Origin of the sequence: Corynebacterium sp. UMB0012, from assembly GCF_030216265.1 — a bacterium.
Lineage (GTDB): Bacteria > Actinomycetota > Actinomycetes > Mycobacteriales > Mycobacteriaceae > Corynebacterium.
In genome coordinates this window covers 120,655-139,626 of the sequence record NZ_JASOKQ010000004.1, presented here as the reverse complement: position 1 = coordinate 139,626, position 18,972 = coordinate 120,655, and the positions used below count along the sequence as shown (strand labels likewise).

Annotated in this window: 19 protein-coding genes; 6 read left to right on the top strand and 13 right to left on the bottom strand. The window is 61.6% G+C overall.

The window, feature by feature from the left end; translation table 11 throughout:
* Positions 1-25: 25 nt before the first annotated feature.
* The 3 genes from QP324_RS03485 to QP324_RS03475 are packed head-to-tail and all read right to left on the bottom strand — an operon-like array spanning position 26 to position 5,054.
* Positions 26-2,599: a serine/threonine protein kinase gene (locus QP324_RS03485; protein WP_284814490.1), complete on the bottom strand. Its 2,574-nt coding sequence runs from the start codon at positions 2,597-2,599 to the stop codon at positions 26-28.
* Positions 2,596-3,609 (bottom strand): glutamate ABC transporter substrate-binding protein, encoded by a 1,014-nt coding sequence (locus QP324_RS03480; RefSeq protein ID WP_284814488.1) that lies wholly within the window; start codon positions 3,607-3,609, stop codon positions 2,596-2,598. Before QP324_RS03480 ends, QP324_RS03485 begins: the two co-directional genes overlap by 4 nt.
* Entirely contained in the window at positions 3,609-5,054 is a 1,446-nt protein-coding gene (locus QP324_RS03475; RefSeq protein ID WP_269953915.1) for a hypothetical protein, read from the bottom strand. Before QP324_RS03475 ends, QP324_RS03480 begins: the two co-directional genes overlap by 1 nt.
* Positions 5,055-5,124: 70 nt before the next feature.
* On the opposite strand from QP324_RS03475, the gene QP324_RS03470 reads away from it, so the two are divergent.
* Genes QP324_RS03470 through QP324_RS03460 form a run of 3 tightly spaced genes read left to right on the top strand, consistent with a single transcriptional unit; the run spans position 5,125 to position 7,418 of the window.
* Positions 5,125-5,619, top strand: coding sequence for an NUDIX domain-containing protein (locus QP324_RS03470; RefSeq protein WP_049377936.1), 495 nt, complete (start codon positions 5,125-5,127; stop codon positions 5,617-5,619).
* 29 nt (positions 5,620-5,648) lie between these two features.
* Entirely contained in the window at positions 5,649-6,632 is a 984-nt protein-coding gene (locus QP324_RS03465; RefSeq protein ID WP_284814487.1) for an ABC transporter ATP-binding protein, read from the top strand.
* Between the two features lie 6 nt (positions 6,633-6,638).
* Positions 6,639-7,418 carry an ABC transporter permease subunit gene (locus QP324_RS03460; RefSeq protein ID WP_239273384.1) on the top strand — a complete coding sequence of 260 codons (780 nt, stop codon included), beginning with the start codon at positions 6,639-6,641 and terminating at the stop codon, positions 7,416-7,418.
* Between the two features lie 116 nt (positions 7,419-7,534).
* Here QP324_RS03460 and cls read toward each other — a convergent pair whose 3' ends face one another.
* The 4 genes from cls to QP324_RS03440 form a co-directional block, all read right to left on the bottom strand.
* A complete protein-coding gene (gene cls / locus QP324_RS03455) occupies positions 7,535-8,998 on the bottom strand; it encodes a cardiolipin synthase (protein ID WP_198492105.1) in 1,464 nt (487 codons plus the stop codon).
* Positions 8,999-9,808: an exodeoxyribonuclease III gene (locus QP324_RS03450; RefSeq protein WP_284787228.1), complete on the bottom strand. Its 810-nt coding sequence runs from the start codon at positions 9,806-9,808 to the stop codon at positions 8,999-9,001.
* Between the two features lie 88 nt (positions 9,809-9,896).
* Complete coding sequence (locus QP324_RS03445) at positions 9,897-10,886, bottom strand: GNAT family N-acetyltransferase (RefSeq protein ID WP_284814486.1); 990 nt, start codon at positions 10,884-10,886, stop codon at positions 9,897-9,899.
* On the bottom strand, positions 10,886-11,509 hold the full coding sequence (locus QP324_RS03440; protein WP_239278272.1) for a peptide deformylase: 624 nt from the start codon (positions 11,507-11,509) through the stop codon (positions 10,886-10,888). The genes QP324_RS03445 and QP324_RS03440 overlap by 1 nt, the downstream gene beginning before the upstream one ends.
* Between QP324_RS03440 and QP324_RS03435 the strand changes: the two genes are divergently transcribed.
* From QP324_RS03435 to QP324_RS03425, 3 genes are all read left to right on the top strand, one after another.
* Positions 11,508-11,783, top strand: coding sequence for a DUF3263 domain-containing protein (locus QP324_RS03435; protein WP_284814485.1), 276 nt, complete (start codon positions 11,508-11,510; stop codon positions 11,781-11,783). The genes QP324_RS03440 and QP324_RS03435 overlap by 2 nt on opposite strands.
* 23 nt (positions 11,784-11,806) lie before the next feature.
* Complete coding sequence (locus QP324_RS03430; protein ID WP_284814484.1) at positions 11,807-12,607, top strand: LytR C-terminal domain-containing protein; 801 nt, start codon at positions 11,807-11,809, stop codon at positions 12,605-12,607.
* A 180-nt stretch (positions 12,608-12,787) separates the two neighbouring features.
* Entirely contained in the window at positions 12,788-13,924 is a 1,137-nt protein-coding gene (locus tag QP324_RS03425) for a glutamate--cysteine ligase (RefSeq protein WP_284814482.1), read from the top strand.
* Positions 13,925-13,949: 25 nt separating this feature from the next.
* Here the strand turns inward: QP324_RS03425 and QP324_RS03420 are convergent, their stop codons facing one another.
* From QP324_RS03420 to QP324_RS03395, 6 genes are read right to left on the bottom strand one after another with little or no spacing between them, the layout of a single operon-like run.
* A complete protein-coding gene (locus QP324_RS03420; RefSeq protein WP_284814480.1) occupies positions 13,950-15,464 on the bottom strand; it encodes a glycosyltransferase 87 family protein in 1,515 nt (504 codons plus the stop codon).
* A gap of 15 nt (positions 15,465-15,479) precedes the next feature.
* The gene (locus QP324_RS03415) at positions 15,480-15,860 is read right to left on the bottom strand and encodes a monovalent cation/H(+) antiporter subunit G (RefSeq protein ID WP_179387013.1); all 381 of its coding nucleotides are present in this window, start codon (positions 15,858-15,860) and stop codon (positions 15,480-15,482) included.
* Positions 15,857-16,132, bottom strand: coding sequence for a monovalent cation/H+ antiporter complex subunit F (locus tag QP324_RS03410; protein WP_005325614.1), 276 nt, complete (start codon positions 16,130-16,132; stop codon positions 15,857-15,859). The genes QP324_RS03415 and QP324_RS03410 overlap by 4 nt, the downstream gene beginning before the upstream one ends.
* Positions 16,132-16,659: a Na+/H+ antiporter subunit E gene (locus QP324_RS03405; RefSeq protein ID WP_284814478.1), complete on the bottom strand. Its 528-nt coding sequence runs from the start codon at positions 16,657-16,659 to the stop codon at positions 16,132-16,134. Before QP324_RS03405 ends, QP324_RS03410 begins: the two co-directional genes overlap by 1 nt.
* Positions 16,652-18,478, bottom strand: a complete 1,827-nt coding sequence (locus tag QP324_RS03400; protein ID WP_284814477.1) for a Na+/H+ antiporter subunit D — start codon at positions 18,476-18,478, stop codon at positions 16,652-16,654. Before QP324_RS03400 ends, QP324_RS03405 begins: the two co-directional genes overlap by 8 nt.
* Positions 18,471-18,971: a Na(+)/H(+) antiporter subunit C gene (locus QP324_RS03395; RefSeq protein ID WP_284814476.1), complete on the bottom strand. Its 501-nt coding sequence runs from the start codon at positions 18,969-18,971 to the stop codon at positions 18,471-18,473. The genes QP324_RS03400 and QP324_RS03395 overlap by 8 nt, the downstream gene beginning before the upstream one ends.
* Between the last annotated feature and the right edge of the window lies 1 nt (position 18,972).

Sequence of the window (18,972 nt, the reverse complement as noted above, 5' to 3'; positions counted from 1 at the left end):
GCGGCTGTACGAGCCTGTGTAGCGATTAGAAGGTGGTGACCGGGCGGACCTGGTTGGCAAGGTCAACGAGCGCGTAGCGGTGGCGGCTAAACGGCGCTTGGCGGGCGAGGGCACGGAGGGTCTCGGACAAGCCGGTGCGCAGGCCGCGCTGGGTAAAGGCGTATTCGAAGAGATCGTTGGGTGAAGCTGCACGGGAAAGATCGGCGTTGCGCAGGAAGTTCAGGCCAGCGGAAATGACGGCGATCTTGATCTGCAGGAAGCGCGGCTCGTTGGTGGGCACCTCTTCGAGGCGTCGGGCAGCGCGGCGAATGCGGGATTCGGAAAGGTCCTGGACGATGAGCTGGAGGATCGTCGTCAAGCGGGCCATGCGGTAGTGGCGCGACGCATTGGGAACCTTGTCGAGGACCACGACGGCTACCTCCACCTGGCCCTCGGAGCGCAGCTGGCGGGCGAGGCCAAAGGCGGAGGAGACGGTGGTGGGGTTGGTGGACCACACAATGCCGTAGAGGCGCATGGAGTTAAAGCGCAGCGCGGCCGGATCCTGGGTGACGTGGTTCCAGATTTCCGGCTGGCCCTCAAAGGCGGAGTTAGGGAGATCGGCCAGCGTGGAATGCATATTGGAGCAGGCCCGCGCCACGGTGGGGTCAATAAGCGAGGTATCGCTATAGTCCAGCTGCTGCAGGATGAGCTCGTTGATGGCGGCGATGGCGAGCTTGGGAGCCGCCTCGCCCGGCAGGAGGTCGAGGACGGTGGAGAAGTACTTTTGAGCGTCACGGTAGTCGTCGTGAAGCAGCTCGGTAATGCCGGCGTACCACTGGAAACGCCAGTCGCGGCCGAGGCGATCCTCGATGGAGCTAAGCCACTGGCGGGCCTGGCCGGTATAGCCAAGGTCAATCATGGAGCGCACCACGCCTAGCGGGATTTCGGCCGAGTGCTCGTACTCGGGGGTCTGCATGGCCTGGCGGAGGGTCTCCAGGGCCTCCTGTGGCTCCGCATAGGAAGCGCCCTGCAACAGGCCGGCGCCCACGTCATCGCGGTCCAGCAGTGGCGTAGGCAGGGCGGAGACGACCTCGGGGGCGGTGATTTGGACGGTGCGATCGATGCCGTCGATAAGCTGATCCGTGCGGAAAACTAGGTGCTTGGTGCCAAAGGTGGTACGTTGCGGCGAGAAAAGCGAATGTTGGGATGGGTACTGCAGGCCGTCGCGGATGGCAATGACCTCGCGCAGCACGCCATAGAGCTGGGTGCGCAGCTCCTTGATGGAGGTAAAGCGACGCTTTGGATCCGGGTTCGTGGCGCGCTGCAACAGGCGGTAGAGCGACAGAAAACGGCGCAGCTCCGGCTCTTCGGTGGGGGTGGGGATGCCGGACAGGTAGACGCCGTCCTCGGTGGGCAGCTTGAGGCAGAGCGAAGCCAGGGTGCGGCCGATGGTGTAGATATCGCTGGCGATGGAAGGGCCCTCGGTGGCCACTTCCGGGGCTTGGTAGCCCTTGGTGCCGTAGATATAGCCAAACGCGCCAATGCCGGAGACCGCGCCCAGGTCAATGAGCTTGACCTGGTCCTCGGTGACGATGATGTTATCGGGCTTTAGGTCGTTATAGACCACCCCGCGCGAATGCAGGTACTCCAGCGCGGGCAGGACTTCCAAGATATAAGCAATGGCGATATCGACCGGCAGGAGCTTATCCGGCTGCTTTTTGCGCCTGTTTCTTAGCGACGGCCCGCCGACATACTCCATGACAATAAAGCCGCCGGGCACCCGGGCGTCATCGATGAAATTGAAAATCTTGACGATGCCAGGGTGGGTGATATCGGCGAGGAACTCGCGTTCTGCCACTGCAGCGGCGGTTTCATCGGCCGATTTTTGGGCCTGCATACCTTTGAGGACAACCACTCTTCCGGAGACAAAGTGATCATTGGCCAGGTAAATCCAGCCCATGCCGCCGTGGGCGATAACGCCCAAGATTTCGTACTGTCCGGCCACCATGTCACCGGGCTGTAGCTGTGGTGGCGGAATCTTCTTGCCTGAAGATTCCTCGGTGGGATCAATGAGCGCATCGGTCGGCTCGGCCGGGGTGATAAAGGGCAGGCGCACCATGCCATCGGCCACGCGGCGTTCGGTGCGGTGGGTGCCGCGGCGTTCGCGGAAGGTATCGAGCGCGCGGCGGCGCGAGCGCTGCGAGGAGTCCTCTTGGGATTTTTGGACGCGCTGCTGTTCACGTTGGGCGCGGATATTATCCAGATCCGCCAGAAGGCTGGAGATATGGTCTGGGTCGATGGAACCATCGCCGTCCTCGTCTTCGTCTGCGAAGGGATCGAAGGCAACCGCGGAAGTGCCGGCATCATCGCCGGGCTCATCCTCGGCGGCGAAGGGGTCGAAGGCTACGGCCGCAGTGCCCTCTTCGTCTTCGTCCGCAAAGGGGTCGAAAGCCACGGCGGCGGTGGTGGGGCCATCATCCAAGGGGGCATCGTCTAGCGCATCCGGCTCCTGCGCGGAGTTGGCGGCGTTGGTGGGCTGGCGGAAGGCGCGCTGGGTATCGAGGTTCTCGGGCTCGATGTACTCGAGCTCGTCGTCGCTGAAGTTTGGGTTATGGCTCATGGCTTAGCGTCCTCCTCGATGTACTTGCCGGCCGGCAGGGTGGGCTCTTCCAGGTAGGCGCCGAGCCACTCCTCAAAAATGGAAGACCAAGTGCCGTCGCGGCGGATGCGTTCGAGCGTGGAATTTATTTGGCGCAGCAGCGGGCGGGTGTCCTGCTGCTTGCTGGGGCGGCGCACGGCCACGCCGTAGTTCTCGGTCTCTAGCGGCTCGCCCACGATGGAGGTATAGGAGTCTTGGGCGGCCATGCCGGAGAGCAAGGCATCATCGACGACGATGCCATCGGCCTGGTTGAGTTGTAGGGCCATCAGGCAATCGCCCCAGGAACGGGTAACCAAGATATCGGACTTGGGGGCGTGCTCGCGGATAGTTTCCAGCGCGGTGGACGCGCCCACACCGCATAGGGTCTTACCGGCGGCGTCCTCCACGGACTTCATGCCGGAATTGGTGAGCACCAGCATGCGGGTTTGGGTGCTCATATAGGGAATGGAAAAGGCCACGTCGCGCTCGCGTTCCGGGCTAATGGTCATGGTGCGCACAATCATGTCCACCGCGCCAGTATTGAGGGTATCGACGCGGTCGGAGGATTCCACGAAGCGGAAGTCCACCTTGTTGGGATCACCAAAGATATCGCGGGCAATCTCGCGGGCAATCTCCACCTCGAAGCCGCGCACGTCACCAGTGGCGGCATCGCGGTAGCTCAGCAAGTTATTGGAACGGTCCACGCCCACGATGAGACGGCCGCGCTTGACGATGTCCGGCACCCGCTCCTTCGCCTTCCTATCATCCGGGCGGTAGCTGCCCCTGATTTCCTCATCAGAGGCACGGTGAGCTGGGGTAGATCCCGCCTTTTCAATTTCCGCTCCTTCCGGCAGCGGCGGGCCCGGCTTTGAATCGAGGGCGTGCTCGGCGGGCGCCTCCAGCGGCGGGGTGGAGCGAACATCGCACGAGGCTAGCGGCAGCGCGGTGCAGATGCAGGCAAGGGTAGCGAGGGCAAGGCGTGTGCGGCGCATTAGAGGTACTCCTGCAGTCGAGGACGGATGCCCAGCCACACGGCAATAATGGCGCACAAGGTCAGCAGGAACACGGCCGAGGACACCGCAGTCATGGCGGTCAGGCCGCGCTCCAAGTAGCTGCGCATGGCGATGCGCGCCTGACCGATGAGATCCGAAAGCTCCGCGTCGAGCTCATCAAAGGAACGCGCCGCGGTCATCTCGCCATTCCTGGGCTCGGTGGCCGTGGCCTGGTAGATGGCCTCATCATAGTCGCCGTCCTTGAGCGCACCCATGAGTTTGTCGTGGGTACCGCGCCACTGCTCGGCGGCCGCCCGGGCGCTGTGAATGAGTTCTGGGTCGGTGACCTCCACGTCCTCATCATTGAGCGCTTCCTCATAATCCTCGAGGGCCCCTTCGATGGAGTTGATGGAGCTGGAAAAGCGCACCATCGAATCCTCCTCGGAGGACCGCAGCACCAGCGCCAGGGTCTCAGAGGTACGCGCCTGTTGCGCCTCAATCCGCGAGGCCGTGAGCGAATCCCACGGGCGCGAGGCGGTCTCAAAGCCCTGGTGGCCGGTGGACCAGGTGGCGAGGTTGGATAGTGCCACCCAGGAGATGGCCAAGAAAAGCAGCACGCTGGCAGTTAAGAAGCCGCGGTTAAAACGCCGGCGGGTCTGGCGCCACAGCCACCATTGGGCCACGGCGAGGAAGAAGAGCGCCGCCAAGAGGCCGGAGAGCGGCACCCACTGTGGGGAGGTGAGCTTTTGCTGTTGCTGGTTTACCTTGGCGGTGGTCAGCTGGAACAGCTCGGAGGCAGCCGGCAGGATACGCTCGCGCATCAGCGCCGAGGCATTGGACATATAGGAATTGGCCACCGCATTGCCGGCTCGGTGGTTGGCGCGGGCCTTTTCCACCATTGCGGTATAGACGGGGAGCTCGCGTTGGATAAAGGTCACCAGCTCGCGCACACGGTCGTCTTCTTGCGTGGTACCCAGCACGGATTCGGTGGCTGCCACCGAAGCGGCATCAATGGCTTCGTTATATCTATCGCGGTTGTGCTCTGATTCCACACCGGCCTGCACGAAGCCGGTGGTGGCCACGGTATCGGCCACCGAGAGCGAACTATAAAGGTGGTGCGCCGCATTCGACATCGGCTCGGTGGTGCTTAGCAGCTCGTCCAAATCGGAGTGGCGGGCGGCAGAAGACTGGGACATCGATAAGCCGGCAGCGCCTAGGGCTACGGTGAGAATGAGCGTGACCGTAAAAAGCTTGCCTGGGGTAGTGGAGGCGAAGTAGTAAAAGCGGCGCAGCAGGCGCGCCGGGCCCGCGAACCATTCCATGGCGCGGCTACTGAGCCCGCTGAAGGCCGGGCCGGTGGGCGCGGTAACCTCATCGAGCCAGTGATCGCTCGGGTGAGCGTGCTCGTCGTGCACGCTTTCTGCCCGGACTGCCTGCTCGGTCATTCACTTAGAATAGCGCCCGCAGTGTGCTGGGCGCCACCATATACCCGCGTGTGTGGCTAGGATAGGCAGCATGCATAACCCTCACAGTGGAGACGGCTGGGCGGCAGGCCCCGGCGGCATTCGCGTCTGGGGAAAATTTGGTGCCGCCGGCCTGTTCCTCGTCGCCGGGCGCAAGGTGCTCCTCCAGCACCGCGCCGCGTGGACTAATCACGGCGATACCTGGGGGATTCCGGGTGGCGCCCGCGATTTTACGGAGACGCCTACCCAGGCCGCGCTGCGTGAAACCCATGAAGAATGCGCGATTGCGCCCCAAGATGTGGAGGTGCTCGATGCGCGAGTAACGGCCGGGCCCTATCCCGCGGCGGGGGATCTGCCGGGGGAGTGGACCTATACCACCGTCCTAGCACGCACGCGTACTGGCGCACCGCTTCCTACTACAGCTAATGAAGAGTCCTATGAGCTGCGCTGGGTGCCTTTTGAGGAGGTAGAAAGCCTCCCCCTTCTGGCCGCCTTCCGCCACGCCTTTCCCGCCCTGCGGGAGAGTGTGGAGGCATTGAACAGGTAAAGTTGCCGGATTTATGGCACGCTAGTGCCATGATCGAAGTAGAAGGACTGACTAAACAATATAAGTCTGTCCGCGCCGTTGATGATCTCACCTTTCAGGTAAAACCCGGTATGGTCACCGGGTTCCTGGGTCCCAATGGCGCGGGCAAATCCACCACCATGCGCATGATTTTGGGTTTGGACACTCCAACGGCCGGCAAGGCGCGCATCAACGGCAAGCACTACCACGAGCTCAAACAACCCCTGCGTGAGGTAGGTGCCTTGCTCGATGCCAAGGCGGTGCACCGCAACCGCAGCGCCGCCAACCACCTGAAATGGATTGCGCAGTCCAATGGCATTTCTACTTCCCGCGTTGATGAGGTCCTGGGGCTGGTAGGGCTTTCCGACGTCGCCGGTAAGAAGGTCGGTGGCTTCTCCCTCGGCATGGGCCAGCGCTTAGGCCTAGCCGGCGCGCTGCTCGGTGACCCGGGCATCCTCATTTTGGATGAGCCGGTCAACGGCCTCGATCCGGAGGGCATTCGCTGGGTCCGCCAGCTTGTGCGCGCCCTAGCCAATGAGGGCCGCACCATTTTGATTTCCTCCCACCTACTGTCGGAGATGTCCCAAACCGCCGACCATCTCGTGGTCATTGGTAAGGGCCGTTTGGTAGCGGACCAGCCCACCTATGACTTTGTGAAGGACCACTCGCAGTCCTCCGTGCTGGTGCGCTCCGACCATCTCGATGCCTTCAGCTCCGCGCTGCGTGCCGAGGGAATCGCCTTTACCGAGTCCACCGACCAGGAAGGCCGCCCCCGTTTGGTGATTGCCAACCAGACCACGGACTTTGTGGGCCAGCTAGCCTACTCCACTGGGGTGCCACTTAATGAGCTCAGCCTCAAGCGTGCCTCCTTGGAGGATGCCTTCATGGAGCTTACTGGCGACGCCGTCCAGTACCACGGCTCCACTGGTGCCCCCACCCCCGGAACCGCTGGCGCCGCCACTCCGTTCGCTCGACCCACCCAGCAGGAGGTTTAAGTCGCCATGCTGAATACTTTGAAGTCCGAATGGACCAAGCTGCACACCACCCGCTCCTTCTGGTGGACCACCTTCATCTTCCTCTTCTTTGCCTGGGGTTGGGCCATCCTCAATGCTCGTTTGACGAAGCCGGCAGAAACCCCTGAAGAGGCAGCAATGGGCATGGGGATTATCACCTCGGATGGCGCGGTGTCCTTCCTGTTGTTCCTCGGCCTGCCCGTGCTCATGATCCAGGCCATCATGATCGTGACCACCGAGTACCGCTTTGGTACGCAGACCATCACGTTTATGGCTACCCCGCGCCGCTGGTCGGTGGCCTTGGTCAAGCTGCTCATGTATGCGGTTATCGCGGCCGCGCTGACCTTTATCGCCGTGGCGGGCGCCTACCTGCTTACCGAGCTTTTTGCCCACGATGAGGTAGCCGCGGAGTTCCACCCTTGGGACGATGAGATGGGCCAAAAGCAGCTGTGGAAGTACCCGCTGGCTGCCGCGCTACTCGTCCTCTTCGCACAAGGCCTAGGACTGCTGCTGCGCTCGACGGCCGGTGCCGTGGCTATCGGCCTCATCCTCTTCCTCGGCGTGGACAATCTCGTGGCCACCATCCCCAAGGTCGGCAGCAAGCTGGTGAACTTCATGCCGTTCAAGTCTTTCCAGTCGTGGCTGCTGGAAATGGAACCGGTTGATGCTCCGTGGAAGGAAAACTGGGGATTCTGCCTGGTATTTATTGCCTGGGCCGTTATCCTGTGGGTCCTCGGTGTCCTCTTGCTGCAAAAGCGCGACGCCTAAACACCCACCCATATAACGCTTCACCGCTCCGGCCGGCAGTTCATTCTCGCTGCCCGCCGGGGCGGTTTCTTGTTGCCAGGCTGTCTTCGCTGCAGTCGTGATGGTTCGTGTTTGCTCTACTGCAGCGCGGAGGTAAGGCGCATGACATTATCCACGTAGCGGCGGATAAAGCCGCGCTCATTCCACTCCTCCAAAGTTAGCTCGTGGCACACCGTGCGGTAATTGGCTACGAGCTGGTTGAATTGGTCAATGAGGTCGCCCTTGGCCACCAACATGGTGGATTCATAGTTCAGGCCGAACGACCGCGGGTCCATATTGGAGGAGCCGAACATGCACAACGGGTCGCGGCCGGGATCGTCCGGGTCGGTAATGATGAACTTGGAGTGCAGCACAAAGGGGTAGGGGAATTGGTAGATGTGTACGCCTGCCTCTAGCAGGGCTTGGTAGTAGGAGGACTGGGCGTGGTTGACCATAAACTGGTCCGCCTTTGCTGATACATAAAGTTCCACGTCCACGCCGCGGTAGCAGGCGGTGGTCACAGCTTCCAGCAGGGACTCATCCGGGACGAAGTAGGGCGAGCACAAAACTAGCCGGTCCTTGGCGTGGTGCACCAAGGAGTTGAACATGCGCAGGTTTGGCTCAGTGGTATAACCCGGCCCGGAGGGGATGATTTGCAGGTGGTTGGCGTCGGCAGTCTGGGCGTCGTCATAGGGCAGCTCATCGAGCGGAAGGTTCTCGCCTGCCTCCAGGTACCAATCTACGGCGAAGACTGCAGACATAGAAGTTACAATTGGCCCGGAGAGCTCCACCATGTAGTCAATCCAGTAGCGATCCTTGGTTTTGTACTGGCGCTTAATCATATTCAGCGAGCCGATAAAGCCCACCTTGCCATCGATGATCACCAGCTTGCGGTGGTTGCGCAGGTCCGGACGCCGGAAACGGCCCTTGTGTATTTGAATAGGCAGCATGAGATGCCAGTCCACGCCTATCTCTGTTAGCTGCTTGCCCAGCTTGAAGTAGCCCTTGTACTTAAAACTGCCGATCTGATCCAGCAGCAGCCGCACCTTTACGCCGCGGGCGGTAGCCCTGCGCAGCGACTCGAAAAATACGTCCGTGACCTCATCCCAGGACTGGATGTAGATCTCGATGGACACGTACTTCTCGGCGCGGTCAATGGCGGCTGCGATGGCGCGAATGGACTCGTCATAATCCGCGTGTAGACCAAGATTGTGGCCCACCAACGCCGGGAATCCGGTTAGCTCGCGGTTGAGCCGGATGACCGACTCTATTTCCGCCGAAAGGATGCCCTGCGGATGGTCCGGGGTGCGGGCCGTGACACTTTCAATCTTCTCATTGGCTTCTTGCTGGATGCGGTGGCGACGCCGGTTGATATACGGCGAGCCCATGAGCAAAAACAGCGGCAGGCCGATAAACGGCAGTACCAGAATTGCCAGCAGCCACGCGGTGGAACTGGAAGGCCGGCGGCCCTCGGGCACGAAGCCGACGGCAACGATCTTGATCCCGTAATCCAGGATCAGGAATACGAGCTGCCAAAAACTGAGATCAAGCGACCAAGACATCTATTTCACGGAATCGAAATCGGGCAGATCGTAATCTGCGAGAAGCGGGCAGTGATCGGAGGTTTTATCGCCGGCGCGCTCAACCAAGTCTACCTGTGCGCCGGTTACGTGTTGAGCAAGTGGGGCTGAAGCCAACTGGAAATCGATGCGCATGCCTTCGTTCTTTTGGAAGCGCATACCCTTGTAATCGAAGTAGGTATAGCGTTGGTCCTCGGTGAACCGGCGGGTGACCTCCTCGAGCCCGGCTTCTTCCAGCATCTGAAATGCGGCGCGTTCTGGCTCGGTGACATGCGTCTTCCCGCGGAAGGCTTCGATGTCCCATACGTCTTCATCGCGCGGAGCAATATTGAAATCACCGGTCAAAAGAAGCTTAGACTGCGCATTATTTTCCGCATAGTGTGCCAAGTGATAGAGAAAGTCCAGCTTGTAGTCATAGTGGCGGTCCGTGATCTCGCGGCCGTTGGGCACGTAGAGGGACCAAATTTCTACGCCACGGATGCGGGCCCCTAGCGCTCGGGCCTCACGGTCTTGTGGTTTTTCCGGATCTTTGGCAAAGCCGGGCTGGCCCGGAAAGCCGACCAAGACCTCCTCCGGCTCTTCCTTGGACACAATGGCCACGCCGTTCCACTGGTTGAGCCCGTGGCACGTGACGTGTAGGCCCGCGTCCTCGAAGGCCTCGCGTGGAAACTTATCGTCTTTCACCTTAGTTTCTTGCAGGCACAAAACATCGATGTCGTGCTTGGAGATAAGGTCCAGCGCCCGCTGTATGCGGGTGCGGACGGAGTTAATATTCCACGTGGCGATGCGCATGCCACATACAGTACCTGCCCGCTGCAGCGAGGTCAGCGGGCAGTCTCATAAGGCTCACCGCTCAGACCGGAAGTCTGCAGCGCGGAGCTTAGTTGCGCAGGCAGGCGTAGATGCGGCGGTGTTGCTCGATGAAGCCGAGCTTCTCAGCTAGGCGTACTCCTGCGGTATTGGAAGCCGGCACGGTGAGGTAGGCGTGCTCGGCGCCATTATTGCGCCCCCAGTGCAGCAGGTGCTGGAGCGCGAGCGTGCCGTATCCGCGACGCCGGAAGTCCTTGGCCACTTCGATGGAAGAAAGACCCAGCCACGTGGTGCCATCGCCAGATTCGCTCAGGGTGCCGCGGGCGATGGCGACGGTCTCGCCATCGAGGACTAGGCGGCCAAAGCCGAGCGTTCCCTCGACGTGAGCGCCAAGGCTCTGCACCGCCTCGGCAGGAAGGGCATCGGTGCGGGATTGATACATCGCCAGCCACTCGTCATCGGGTTGGGCGGCGATGTGGAAGGTGGGGGAGGTAGAGGGGGCGTCGGCAAGCGTGGGCAGATCCCGCAGGACCATGGCGAGGACCTCCGGCTCGGTCTCCCAGGCGGGGTCGGCGAGCAGGCGTTCGGCCGGCTTGCCAATGCGCTCTGGAACTACCAGGCGCACCGGGAGGTTGTGGCGGGCGTAGAAGGCCTTAATCTCCTCCAGTGGCACCGGGGTAAAGCCGGCCGAAGGACCTAGAGGAACGGCTGCATTGGAGCTGCCGGAAACCCCGTCGCCGGCGCGCAGGAGCCAGGAACCATCGCTAGTCCAGGCGTGGTCTGTGCCGGGGAAAGCCGCGGCCGCGGCAACCTCCACGGCGCGGATATCGGAATTGCGGACCATACGCGGAGAGAGCCGCTTGATGATCTTCAGCTGCTCTGGCGGGATCTCCACCGCATCTAAGTCGGAAGGGTAGCCGCCGACCTCCTGCGGGCGAATGACCAGCGGATTGAGGCTGAGCACGTGCCCAATGACATCGCTATGGACGCCGCCGAAGTCGCGCCGGGCCACCACGCGCTCGCCTACCTGGACGGCATCGGAGCGGAAAATGCGAGACATTAGTCGTCGTGGCCGAAGGGATCGGCGTCCTCACCCGGTACCCAGGAATAGCCCGGCTCAGTCCAACCATTGCGCTTGATGGCTTTTTTGGCCTGGCGCTTATAGCGGCCGATGAGGGTATCGGTGTAGAGGAAGCCATCGAGGTGGCCGGTCTCGTGCTGCAGGCAGCGGGCGAAAAAGCCATAGCCCTCGACGGAAATGTCATTACCGTTCTCGTCCTTGCCGGTCACGCGCGCCCAGTCGGCGCGGCCGGTGGGAAAGCCCTCGCCCGGCACGGAGAGGCAGCCCTCGTCATCGGAGCCGTCGTCGGCAGGCATGGTCTCTGGAATCTCGGAGGTCTCCAGCACGGGGTTAATAACGCAGCCCTTGCGCATGCCCGCCTCCTCGGACGGCAGCTCGGTGCCATTGGGGCCGTCCGTATCGGGGCAGTGGTAGACAAAGAGGCGCTTGCCAATTCCTACCTGGTTAGCGGCCAAACCTACGCCATTGGCGGCGTCCATGGTTTCATACATGTCTGCAATGAGCTGCTGCATTTCCGGGGTGGAAATCTCGGATTCTTCCACCGGTTGGGTGGGTTCATGAAGCACGGTCTCGCCGTGGATAACGATGGGGCGAATAGTCATGTCTTACAGTTTAGGCATGAACCCCTTGTCTGACCTAGACGCCGCCATTTTGGACTTCGAGGAAACCGCGCCGCGCAGCATCGGCCGCAAGGAAGAGGCTATCCGCGCGCAGCTGGACATCTCCCCGGTGCGCTACCACCAGCGCCTTAACCTGCTTCTCGACGCCCCCGCGGCCGCCCAATCCCATCCCCTCCTGGTTGCACGGCTGCGCCGGCTGCGCGAAGAACGGGAAAACACGCGGCGCGCCGCGCGGGGAAATCCCCCATCTAGTTAATACTGGGTACTAGTGTTGCGTATGTGACTAATGTGAATCCGGAAAATTCAACCGACAAGGTATCCGACGAAACCCGCGCCGGCTCCGCTGCCGGTGCGTCTGCTTCCCGCGCAGCTAAGCGCCCCGCTGGTGGTGGCGCGCACGCTAAGAAGGGCGGGCTGCCGCTGCGTGGCCTGGCTATGGTCCTCATCGCCGTGGCCGTCATGCTCGGACTCTGGGCTTTGTACTCCATGACCTCGGGAGACGATGATTCCACCGTTGCCTCCGAGAGCAAGCAGGAAAACTCCACCGGTTCCACCATCGGTGCCGCGCCCGAAAGTTCTGCTGGCCCCGACGCCGCAGGCTCCCGTGCCCCTGGCGCTTCCGAAGGTGCTAGCGCCCCTGCCCCCGCACCGGCGCCCGCACCAGGTGAAGGCGATGCTGCAGGCGACCCGGCCGCTTCCGGCGCTGCCGATGAGCGAGCCGCGGCCAAGGGAGATGCCGCCGCAGGCGAGGAAAACGCCCACTCCGCCGCGCGCGACCGCAACGATATTAAGGTCAGCGTCCTCAATAACTCCGGCGAGGTAGACAAGGCCAAGAAGGAAGCCGATTCCCTCAAGGGTGGCGGCTTCAAGGTGGGCTACGTGGGCAACCTGCCTGGCGATGTCCTCACCGTCCCAAAGACCACCGTCTTCTTCCCAGAAGGCGATACCTCCGCTGAAGCACTGGCTAAGGAGGTCGCCGCCCGCTACCAGGCTGATGTTGCCCCGATGAATCGCGACCTGCCTAAGGAAGCAACCGATGGCGGTGCCGTCGTCGTCGCTCTGGCGGTACCGCAGGCCTAAGCAAGCCGCGCACCTGACTTAAAGTCCAAGGCCATCCGGCCGAAGAGCAAGCACCATAGTTCTTCGGCCGAATGCCTTGGACCTTTGTGATCTGAACTTTTCCGCGCCCGCAGGTCCACCGGTGCGAACAGGTTAAATAAAATTCACGCCTTAATACCTGTCACCCGTTAAGCTGAATGGGTGAAGATCCCGGCAGAACAATTCGCCCGCTCTCCCGAACCAACGCTCGGCGTGGAATGGGAGGTGGCGCTCGTGGACCGCGAGACGCGCGACCTTGTCCCGCGCGGCGCGGAACTCATTGATCTCGCCACTGCAGCCCACCCCGAGATTCATCTGGAAAAGGAATTCCTCCAGAACACGGTGGAGCTGGTCACCGGCATCTGCCATACCGTGCCGGAAGCCATCGCTGATCTGAACACTTCCCTGAAAGCAGTGGAAGAAGCAGCCGACAAGCTGGGCATAGACGTCTGGGCCTCTGGCGGCCACCCGTTTACGGACTTCCGCGAGAACCCGCTTTCGGATAAGCCCAGCTATCAAGAAATCATCGCGCGCACCCAGTACTGGGGCAAGCAGATGCTGCTATGGGGCACGCACGTGCACGTAGGCGTTAGCCACGAGGACCGCGTATGGCCCATCATCAATGCGCTAATGACCAAGTACCCCCACCTGCTAGCCATTTCTGCGTGCTCGCCTGGGTGGGAGGGCCTTGATACCGGCTATGCCTCCAACCGCACCATGCTGTACCAACAGCTGCCCACCGCAGGCATGCCGTACCAATTCCGGGATTGGGCCGAGTGGCAGTCCTATATGCGCGACCAAGCCATTTCCGGCGTCATCAATCACACCGGTTCCATGCACTTTGATATTCGGCCGGCTTCCAAGTGGGGCACGGTGGAGGTGCGCGTCTCTGATGCGACGTCCAACCTGCGCGAGCTGTCCGCCATCGTGGCGCTTACTCACTGCTTGGTGGTCTATTACGACCGGCTTATCGACGCCGCGGAGTCCCTCCCCATCCTGCAGCCCTGGCACGTAGCAGAAAATAAATGGCGCGGTGCCCGCTACGGCATGGACGCGCTAGTGATTACCTCCCGCGAGACCGATGAGGCATGGGTCAAAGACGAGCTAGCAGAGATGGTGGACGAGCTTACCCCCATCGCGCGCGAGCTGGGATGCGTCAACGAGCTCAAACTCATCCACGAAATTATCGATGGCGGCGCCGGCTATGAGCGGCAGCGCCGCCTCTTCAAAGAATCCGGCAGCTGGCGCGAGGTGGTCGAGGAGACCTGCCGCGAGCTGCACACCTTCCGCCCGCTCTAAAGCGGCGGGCAGGCTGGCCCGGGGCCTAGTCCTCAGGGCGCGAGTGGCGGCCGTAGGCCGGGGTATCGGGGATATCGGTAATGTCCTGGGCTGCCGGGAACGCGCGCGTTTCCGGCCCTACCGCGGGCATTTCTGCCGTTTCATCGCTGACGGGTTGCGCTGCCCGTGGATGACCCTGGCCCTTCCGGCTCGTAGCTGCCGTATTAAACGAGCGCGCCGGGAGTGCCCCGGCCTCCGCGGAAGCAGGTTGCGCACCAGCGGTCTGCGCGGCATCGAGCTGCGCGCTAGCGGGCTGCGCAGGCTGGTGGTGGCGGCCTGGGGCGGGCGCTTCCTCTTCCGGCTGGGTGCCAGGGATAAAACCCCACACCGCGTAGAAGGCGATATAGAGAACACCAGCGCCGGTAAAAGCCAACATGCCCCACGGCTGCAGATCCCAGTGGTTGAGCGAGCGGCTAGCAGCAGACAGCCACACGGGGGCGGAGATAAACGGCATGGTTACCGCACACATCGCCAGCACCGATACGAAGCCAGCGACCTGCGCGCCAAGGATGCCGGGCAGGCGCTTGCCCAGACCCTGGTTGACGGCAACCAGCACGACGACGGCCAGCGGCACCGTCCACACCCAATGGTGATACCAAGAGAAGGGGGAGACCAAGCAGGAGCTGATTCCGGCAAGCGCGAGTGCGGCGGAATTATTGCGGTGCTTCATCGCGGTGCGCAGCGCCAGGCAGGTCAAAATGAAGACCACGACCACGGCAGCGAGCCAGATCCAGCCGCCATCAATGCCCCAGGCGCGGACCATCACCGAGCGAATCGACTGCGCGCCAGGGTTGGTGTGCTCGCCCACGCGGGAGGACTTAAAGATAGCGTCGGTCCAGAAGTCGGCGGCATCCGGAATGGTCACGAAACCAATGGCCACGGTTACCGCGAACGTAAGGATGGCGATGATCGCTTGCCACCAGCGCTTCTGGAAGAGCAAGACCAGACCCATATAGGCCGGGGTGAGCTTCATACCCGCGGCCAAACCAATTCCGATGCCCGGCAAAGCGCGCTTGCGCGGCAGAATATCCAAGGCCACTAGCAGCATAAGGAAGATGTTGATCTGGCCAAAGAATAAGGTGCCGTGCACCGGCTCATTCGCCGGGGTGCAGCACAACAAGAGGATGCCCAACAGCCACATTGCCGGGGAGAGCTTGAGGCCGCGCTCGCGCAGGACCAGCATGATGACCGTGAACAAGGCGAGGGCGGTGCCGCCCTGCCAAAGGAGGATCAGGGGGGCGTCGTCAAGCGAGGAAAGCCACGTGAAAAGGGTGCCGGAAAAGGGCGGATAGGTAAAAGGCAGGTTGCCGATATAGGCGTTATCGTAGAGGTCCGCGCCTTGGGCCACCTCGCCGCCGGCGAGCCAATAAATCTTCAGATCCAGGGGAACGCGCCATACAAAGGCGCTATTGCCGTCGAAGATGCTGAAGCGGTAGACGATGACGCCGATAAGAGCGGCGAGCAAAGTCACCATAGTGGGAAGCCCATAAAGCTTTTTCACGGTGAAAAGCGTCTCCTACTTGCGGCGCAGCGACTTCGCGGCGGGTCGGTCGTTGCGGGACATGGATTCCTCGGTGCCGTACAGGCCCTCACGGCGTGCAATACGCGAGGTGCGCTGCGCGGTTACCGGGCTAGTGAACATGGCAAACAGTACCAGCAAAACGAGTATTCCTAAATCCCCGCGCTCGGCAACGCTGAAGGATTCCGCGCCCGTGATGCGGATGATGGCACCAAGGATCGTCAGGATAAGGCCGGTGGTTTGCGGCTTGCTTACCGCGTGTACGCGCGACATCGTGTCCTTGAAGCGGGCGATGCCGATAGCCGCGGCCAAGGTGAGGACGCTGCCGCCGATTATCAGGATGAGCGAGAGCACATCTGCAATAAAAGACCAGCTCATTGGCTATCCCTCTTCCTAAACCTGGTGACGGATACGGTGGAGATGAATCCCAGCAGCGCAATGACCAGCATGGCTGAGACCACGGTGGTATTAAGCGACCAGCACATATAGGTAGCCAACGCGCACTGAAACATTGCGGTAAAGCCGTCCATGCCCACCAAGCGGTCCAACGAATTGGGGCCGGTGACAATGCGCCAGACGGTGATGAGGAAGGAGACCACCAGCAGCGCGGCGGCCACCAGCAAAATCGCGTTATAGATCTGCGGATCCATTAGGGGTGGCTCCTTTCAAAGATGTCGATGAATGAGGCTTCAAGGTGGGCCACGGCACCGATTTCGCGCTGAATCTGGGCCTCATCGCGGGCATCCAAGATATGGACGGTGATCATACGGTTGGCAATATCGATATCGGTCACCGTGCCGCCTGGCTGCAGGTTATACAGCGTTACGGCTAAGGAAAGCACGAACTCATTATCCAAGCGCATGGGCAGCTCCAAGATGGCAGTCTTGGGTACCGGTTGCGGGCGCACGGCCAGCCAGCCCACCTTGAGTGAGGCGTAGAACAATTCCCAGAACCAGCGGATCATGAACGCAATGAGCTTTCCCCAAGAGACGTCGATGCCGGTGATAGGCATGGCCGGCAGCGGCAGGGCAAAGACAATGACGAGGCCGATGATAAGCCCGGCCACCAGGTTGCCCACGGTGACCTCGCCCATGAGCATGCACCACATGATTACCAGCCAGACGATGAACCACGGGCGGAAGCGGTGGCGCAGGCCGGAAAAGCGCGTGTTAGTCATCGCTAGTATCCTTCCTCTTGGCGGCGTCCGGGGACTTTACATCCGTGGAATGCGAATCGCGGCCGCCGGCTTCTGGGTCGGTGCGGGCATCCAAGCCCGGTGAGGCCGAAGGCTCCGCCTCAGGGGAGGGGTTGCGGCGATTTTCATAGGAGTCCGCGCCGCCGGTGTAGCGCTCCTTCTGGTTGAGGTGGCGGGTGGGGTCATCCGCGCGGTCGCCCAGCACCGCGTACTGGTAGATGGAAGTATCTTGCGCGGATTCGGCAGCGCGGGAAGTCACGCCGGACATGGGGCCCGCCAGGAAGGTAATGGAGGTGGACGCGGCCACCAGCAGGGTTGTAGAAGCAATCATGCCAAAGGGCACGCGGCCCACATCCTGGCGGGAGGAAAATTCCACCTCATCGGTGATATCGGAAAGCGGGGCCGGGCGGGCGAGCGCCACGTTACCTTCCGGAGCATCGGCGCGGTCGCGTTGGAAGCCTTTAGCCCATACCAGCATCATGACGTAGAGAGTCAGCAGCGAGGTGACCACGGCACCGACGATGAGTACCCACGCCATCCAGGAACCCTCATTCGCACCGGCTTGCAGCAAGATGATCTTGCCCAAGAAACCGGAGAACGGCGGGATGCCGCCCAGATTAATGGCTGGAATGAAGTACAAAATTCCGATAAGCGGGGCCGAGTACATCAGCGAACCCAAGCGGCGCAGCGACGAGGTGCCGGCCTGGCGCTCAACGAGTCCGACCACCAGGAATAGCGCGGTTTGGACCAGAATGTGGTGTACGGCGTAGAAGATGGCGCCGGAAAGCCCCTGGGCGGTACCCAGCGATACGCCGAAGATCATGTAGCCAATGTGGCTGACCAGGGTAAAGGACAAAAGTCGTTTAATATCGGACTGCGCAATCGCGCCTAGGATGCCTACCAACATTGTGGCTAGGGCAACCCACATGAGCACGGTATCGAGCCCACCGGCAGTAAAGACGGAGGAGCGGGCGCGGATGATGGCGTAGACACCCACCTTGGTCAACAGGCCGGCGAAGACGGCCGTGACAAGCGATGGCGCCGTGGGATACGAGTCCGGCAGCCAGGCGTCCAGCGGAACCACGGCCGCCTTAATACCGAAGGCGACGAGCAGCGTGGCAAAGATGGCGGTGCGAGTTCCCTCCGGGATGTCCTGCATGCGCTGGCCAATCTGGGCCATGTTCATCGTGCCCACGGAGGAATACACAAAGCCCAACGCGAGCAAGAAAATCATGGACGAGGCCATCGACACCATCACGTAGCCCACACCGGCGCGCACGCGACCGGCCGAGGCACCCAGGGTCAACAGCACATACGACGCCACGAGGAAGACCTCGAAGCCCACGTAGAGATTGAAGAGGTCGCCTGCCAAGAAGGAGATATTAACGCCCATGGTCAGCAGCATGTAGGTGGGCAAGAAGACTGCCACTGGCTCGTCCTTGGTGCCATCGCGTACGCCCTGGGAGATGGCGTACCAAATGACAGAAAAGAGCACCACGGAAGAGGTAAAAAGCATCACTGCAGAGAGGCGATCCGCCACGAGCGTGATGCCCACTGGGGCGTCCCAGCCACCCACCTGCAGTGTTTGGATGCCCTCAAAATCCGCAATGAGGATCAACATGGCGTTGACTACCGCCGTTATAAGCAGCGAGAAAAATACGATTTGGCGCTGCACATTGGGCACGCGGGAAAAGATCAAGGCGAGCGCTGCGGCTACCGCCGGGATGATAATGGGCAGCGGAATGAGGTAGCCGATGTAGGGAAAGAGGACATCGACAAGCGGCTGTACGGTCTCACTCATCGTCGGCCCCCTTTACTGGTTGCTCGAAGGATTCGGGTCCGAAGTTATCGCCTTGCTTGGTGGCGCGGCCCGTGGTCGGATCATTGGACGCATCGTGGTCCGGGTTGGCGGCCGCGTTGCCAGGGCGCGCAGCCTTAGCCGCAATCGCGGTATCCTCCGCGTCATCTTCAATGACATCGTCCGTGCGGTAGCGGTACTGGCGGTAGGCCAACGTAAGGATGAAGGCCGTAAGTGCCATGGAGATAACGATGGCGGTAAGAATCATCGCCTGCGCCAGTGGATCCGCAATCTCGGCGCCGTAAGGCTCCGACTCGCGGCCGTCGATAGGCGGGGAACCGGCCGAGCCGCCGGACTGCAGCAGGAAGAGGTTGGCTCCATTGCCCAATAGCAACAAGCCCAACATCATCTTGGTCATGGTGCGGTCCAGCAGCAGGTAGACGCCTGCCGCGACGAGTACGCCCCCGGCCAGGAGGAGGAAGAGGTTGGCTTCCATT

Excerpts from the sequence above, each read along its gene's own strand:
- QP324_RS03485 (WP_284814490.1), bottom strand. The coding sequence starts at position 2,599 with ATGAGCCATAACCCAAACTTCAGCGACGACGAGCTCGAGTACATCGAG.
- QP324_RS03480 (WP_284814488.1), bottom strand. The coding sequence starts at position 3,609 with ATGCGCCGCACACGCCTTGCCCTCGCTACCCTTGCCTGCATCTGCACC.
- QP324_RS03475 (WP_269953915.1), bottom strand. The coding sequence starts at position 5,054 with ATGACCGAGCAGGCAGTCCGGGCAGAAAGCGTGCACGACGAGCACGCT.
- QP324_RS03470 (WP_049377936.1), top strand. The coding sequence starts at position 5,125 with ATGCATAACCCTCACAGTGGAGACGGCTGGGCGGCAGGCCCCGGCGGC.
- QP324_RS03465 (WP_284814487.1), top strand. The coding sequence starts at position 5,649 with ATGATCGAAGTAGAAGGACTGACTAAACAATATAAGTCTGTCCGCGCC.
- QP324_RS03460 (WP_239273384.1), top strand. The coding sequence starts at position 6,639 with ATGCTGAATACTTTGAAGTCCGAATGGACCAAGCTGCACACCACCCGC.
- cls (WP_198492105.1), bottom strand. The coding sequence starts at position 8,998 with ATGTCTTGGTCGCTTGATCTCAGTTTTTGGCAGCTCGTATTCCTGATC.
- QP324_RS03450 (WP_284787228.1), bottom strand. The coding sequence starts at position 9,808 with ATGCGCATCGCCACGTGGAATATTAACTCCGTCCGCACCCGCATACAG.
- QP324_RS03445 (WP_284814486.1), bottom strand. The coding sequence starts at position 10,886 with ATGTCTCGCATTTTCCGCTCCGATGCCGTCCAGGTAGGCGAGCGCGTG.
- QP324_RS03435 (WP_284814485.1), top strand. The coding sequence starts at position 11,508 with ATGTCTTACAGTTTAGGCATGAACCCCTTGTCTGACCTAGACGCCGCC.
- QP324_RS03440 (WP_239278272.1), bottom strand. The coding sequence starts at position 11,509 with ATGACTATTCGCCCCATCGTTATCCACGGCGAGACCGTGCTTCATGAA.
- QP324_RS03415 (WP_179387013.1), bottom strand. The coding sequence starts at position 15,860 with ATGAGCTGGTCTTTTATTGCAGATGTGCTCTCGCTCATCCTGATAATC.
- QP324_RS03410 (WP_005325614.1), bottom strand. The coding sequence starts at position 16,132 with ATGGATCCGCAGATCTATAACGCGATTTTGCTGGTGGCCGCCGCGCTG.
- QP324_RS03405 (WP_284814478.1), bottom strand. The coding sequence starts at position 16,659 with ATGACTAACACGCGCTTTTCCGGCCTGCGCCACCGCTTCCGCCCGTGG.
- QP324_RS03400 (WP_284814477.1), bottom strand. The coding sequence starts at position 18,478 with ATGAGTGAGACCGTACAGCCGCTTGTCGATGTCCTCTTTCCCTACATC.
- QP324_RS03395 (WP_284814476.1), bottom strand. The coding sequence starts at position 18,971 with ATGGAAGCCAACCTCTTCCTCCTCCTGGCCGGGGGCGTACTCGTCGCG.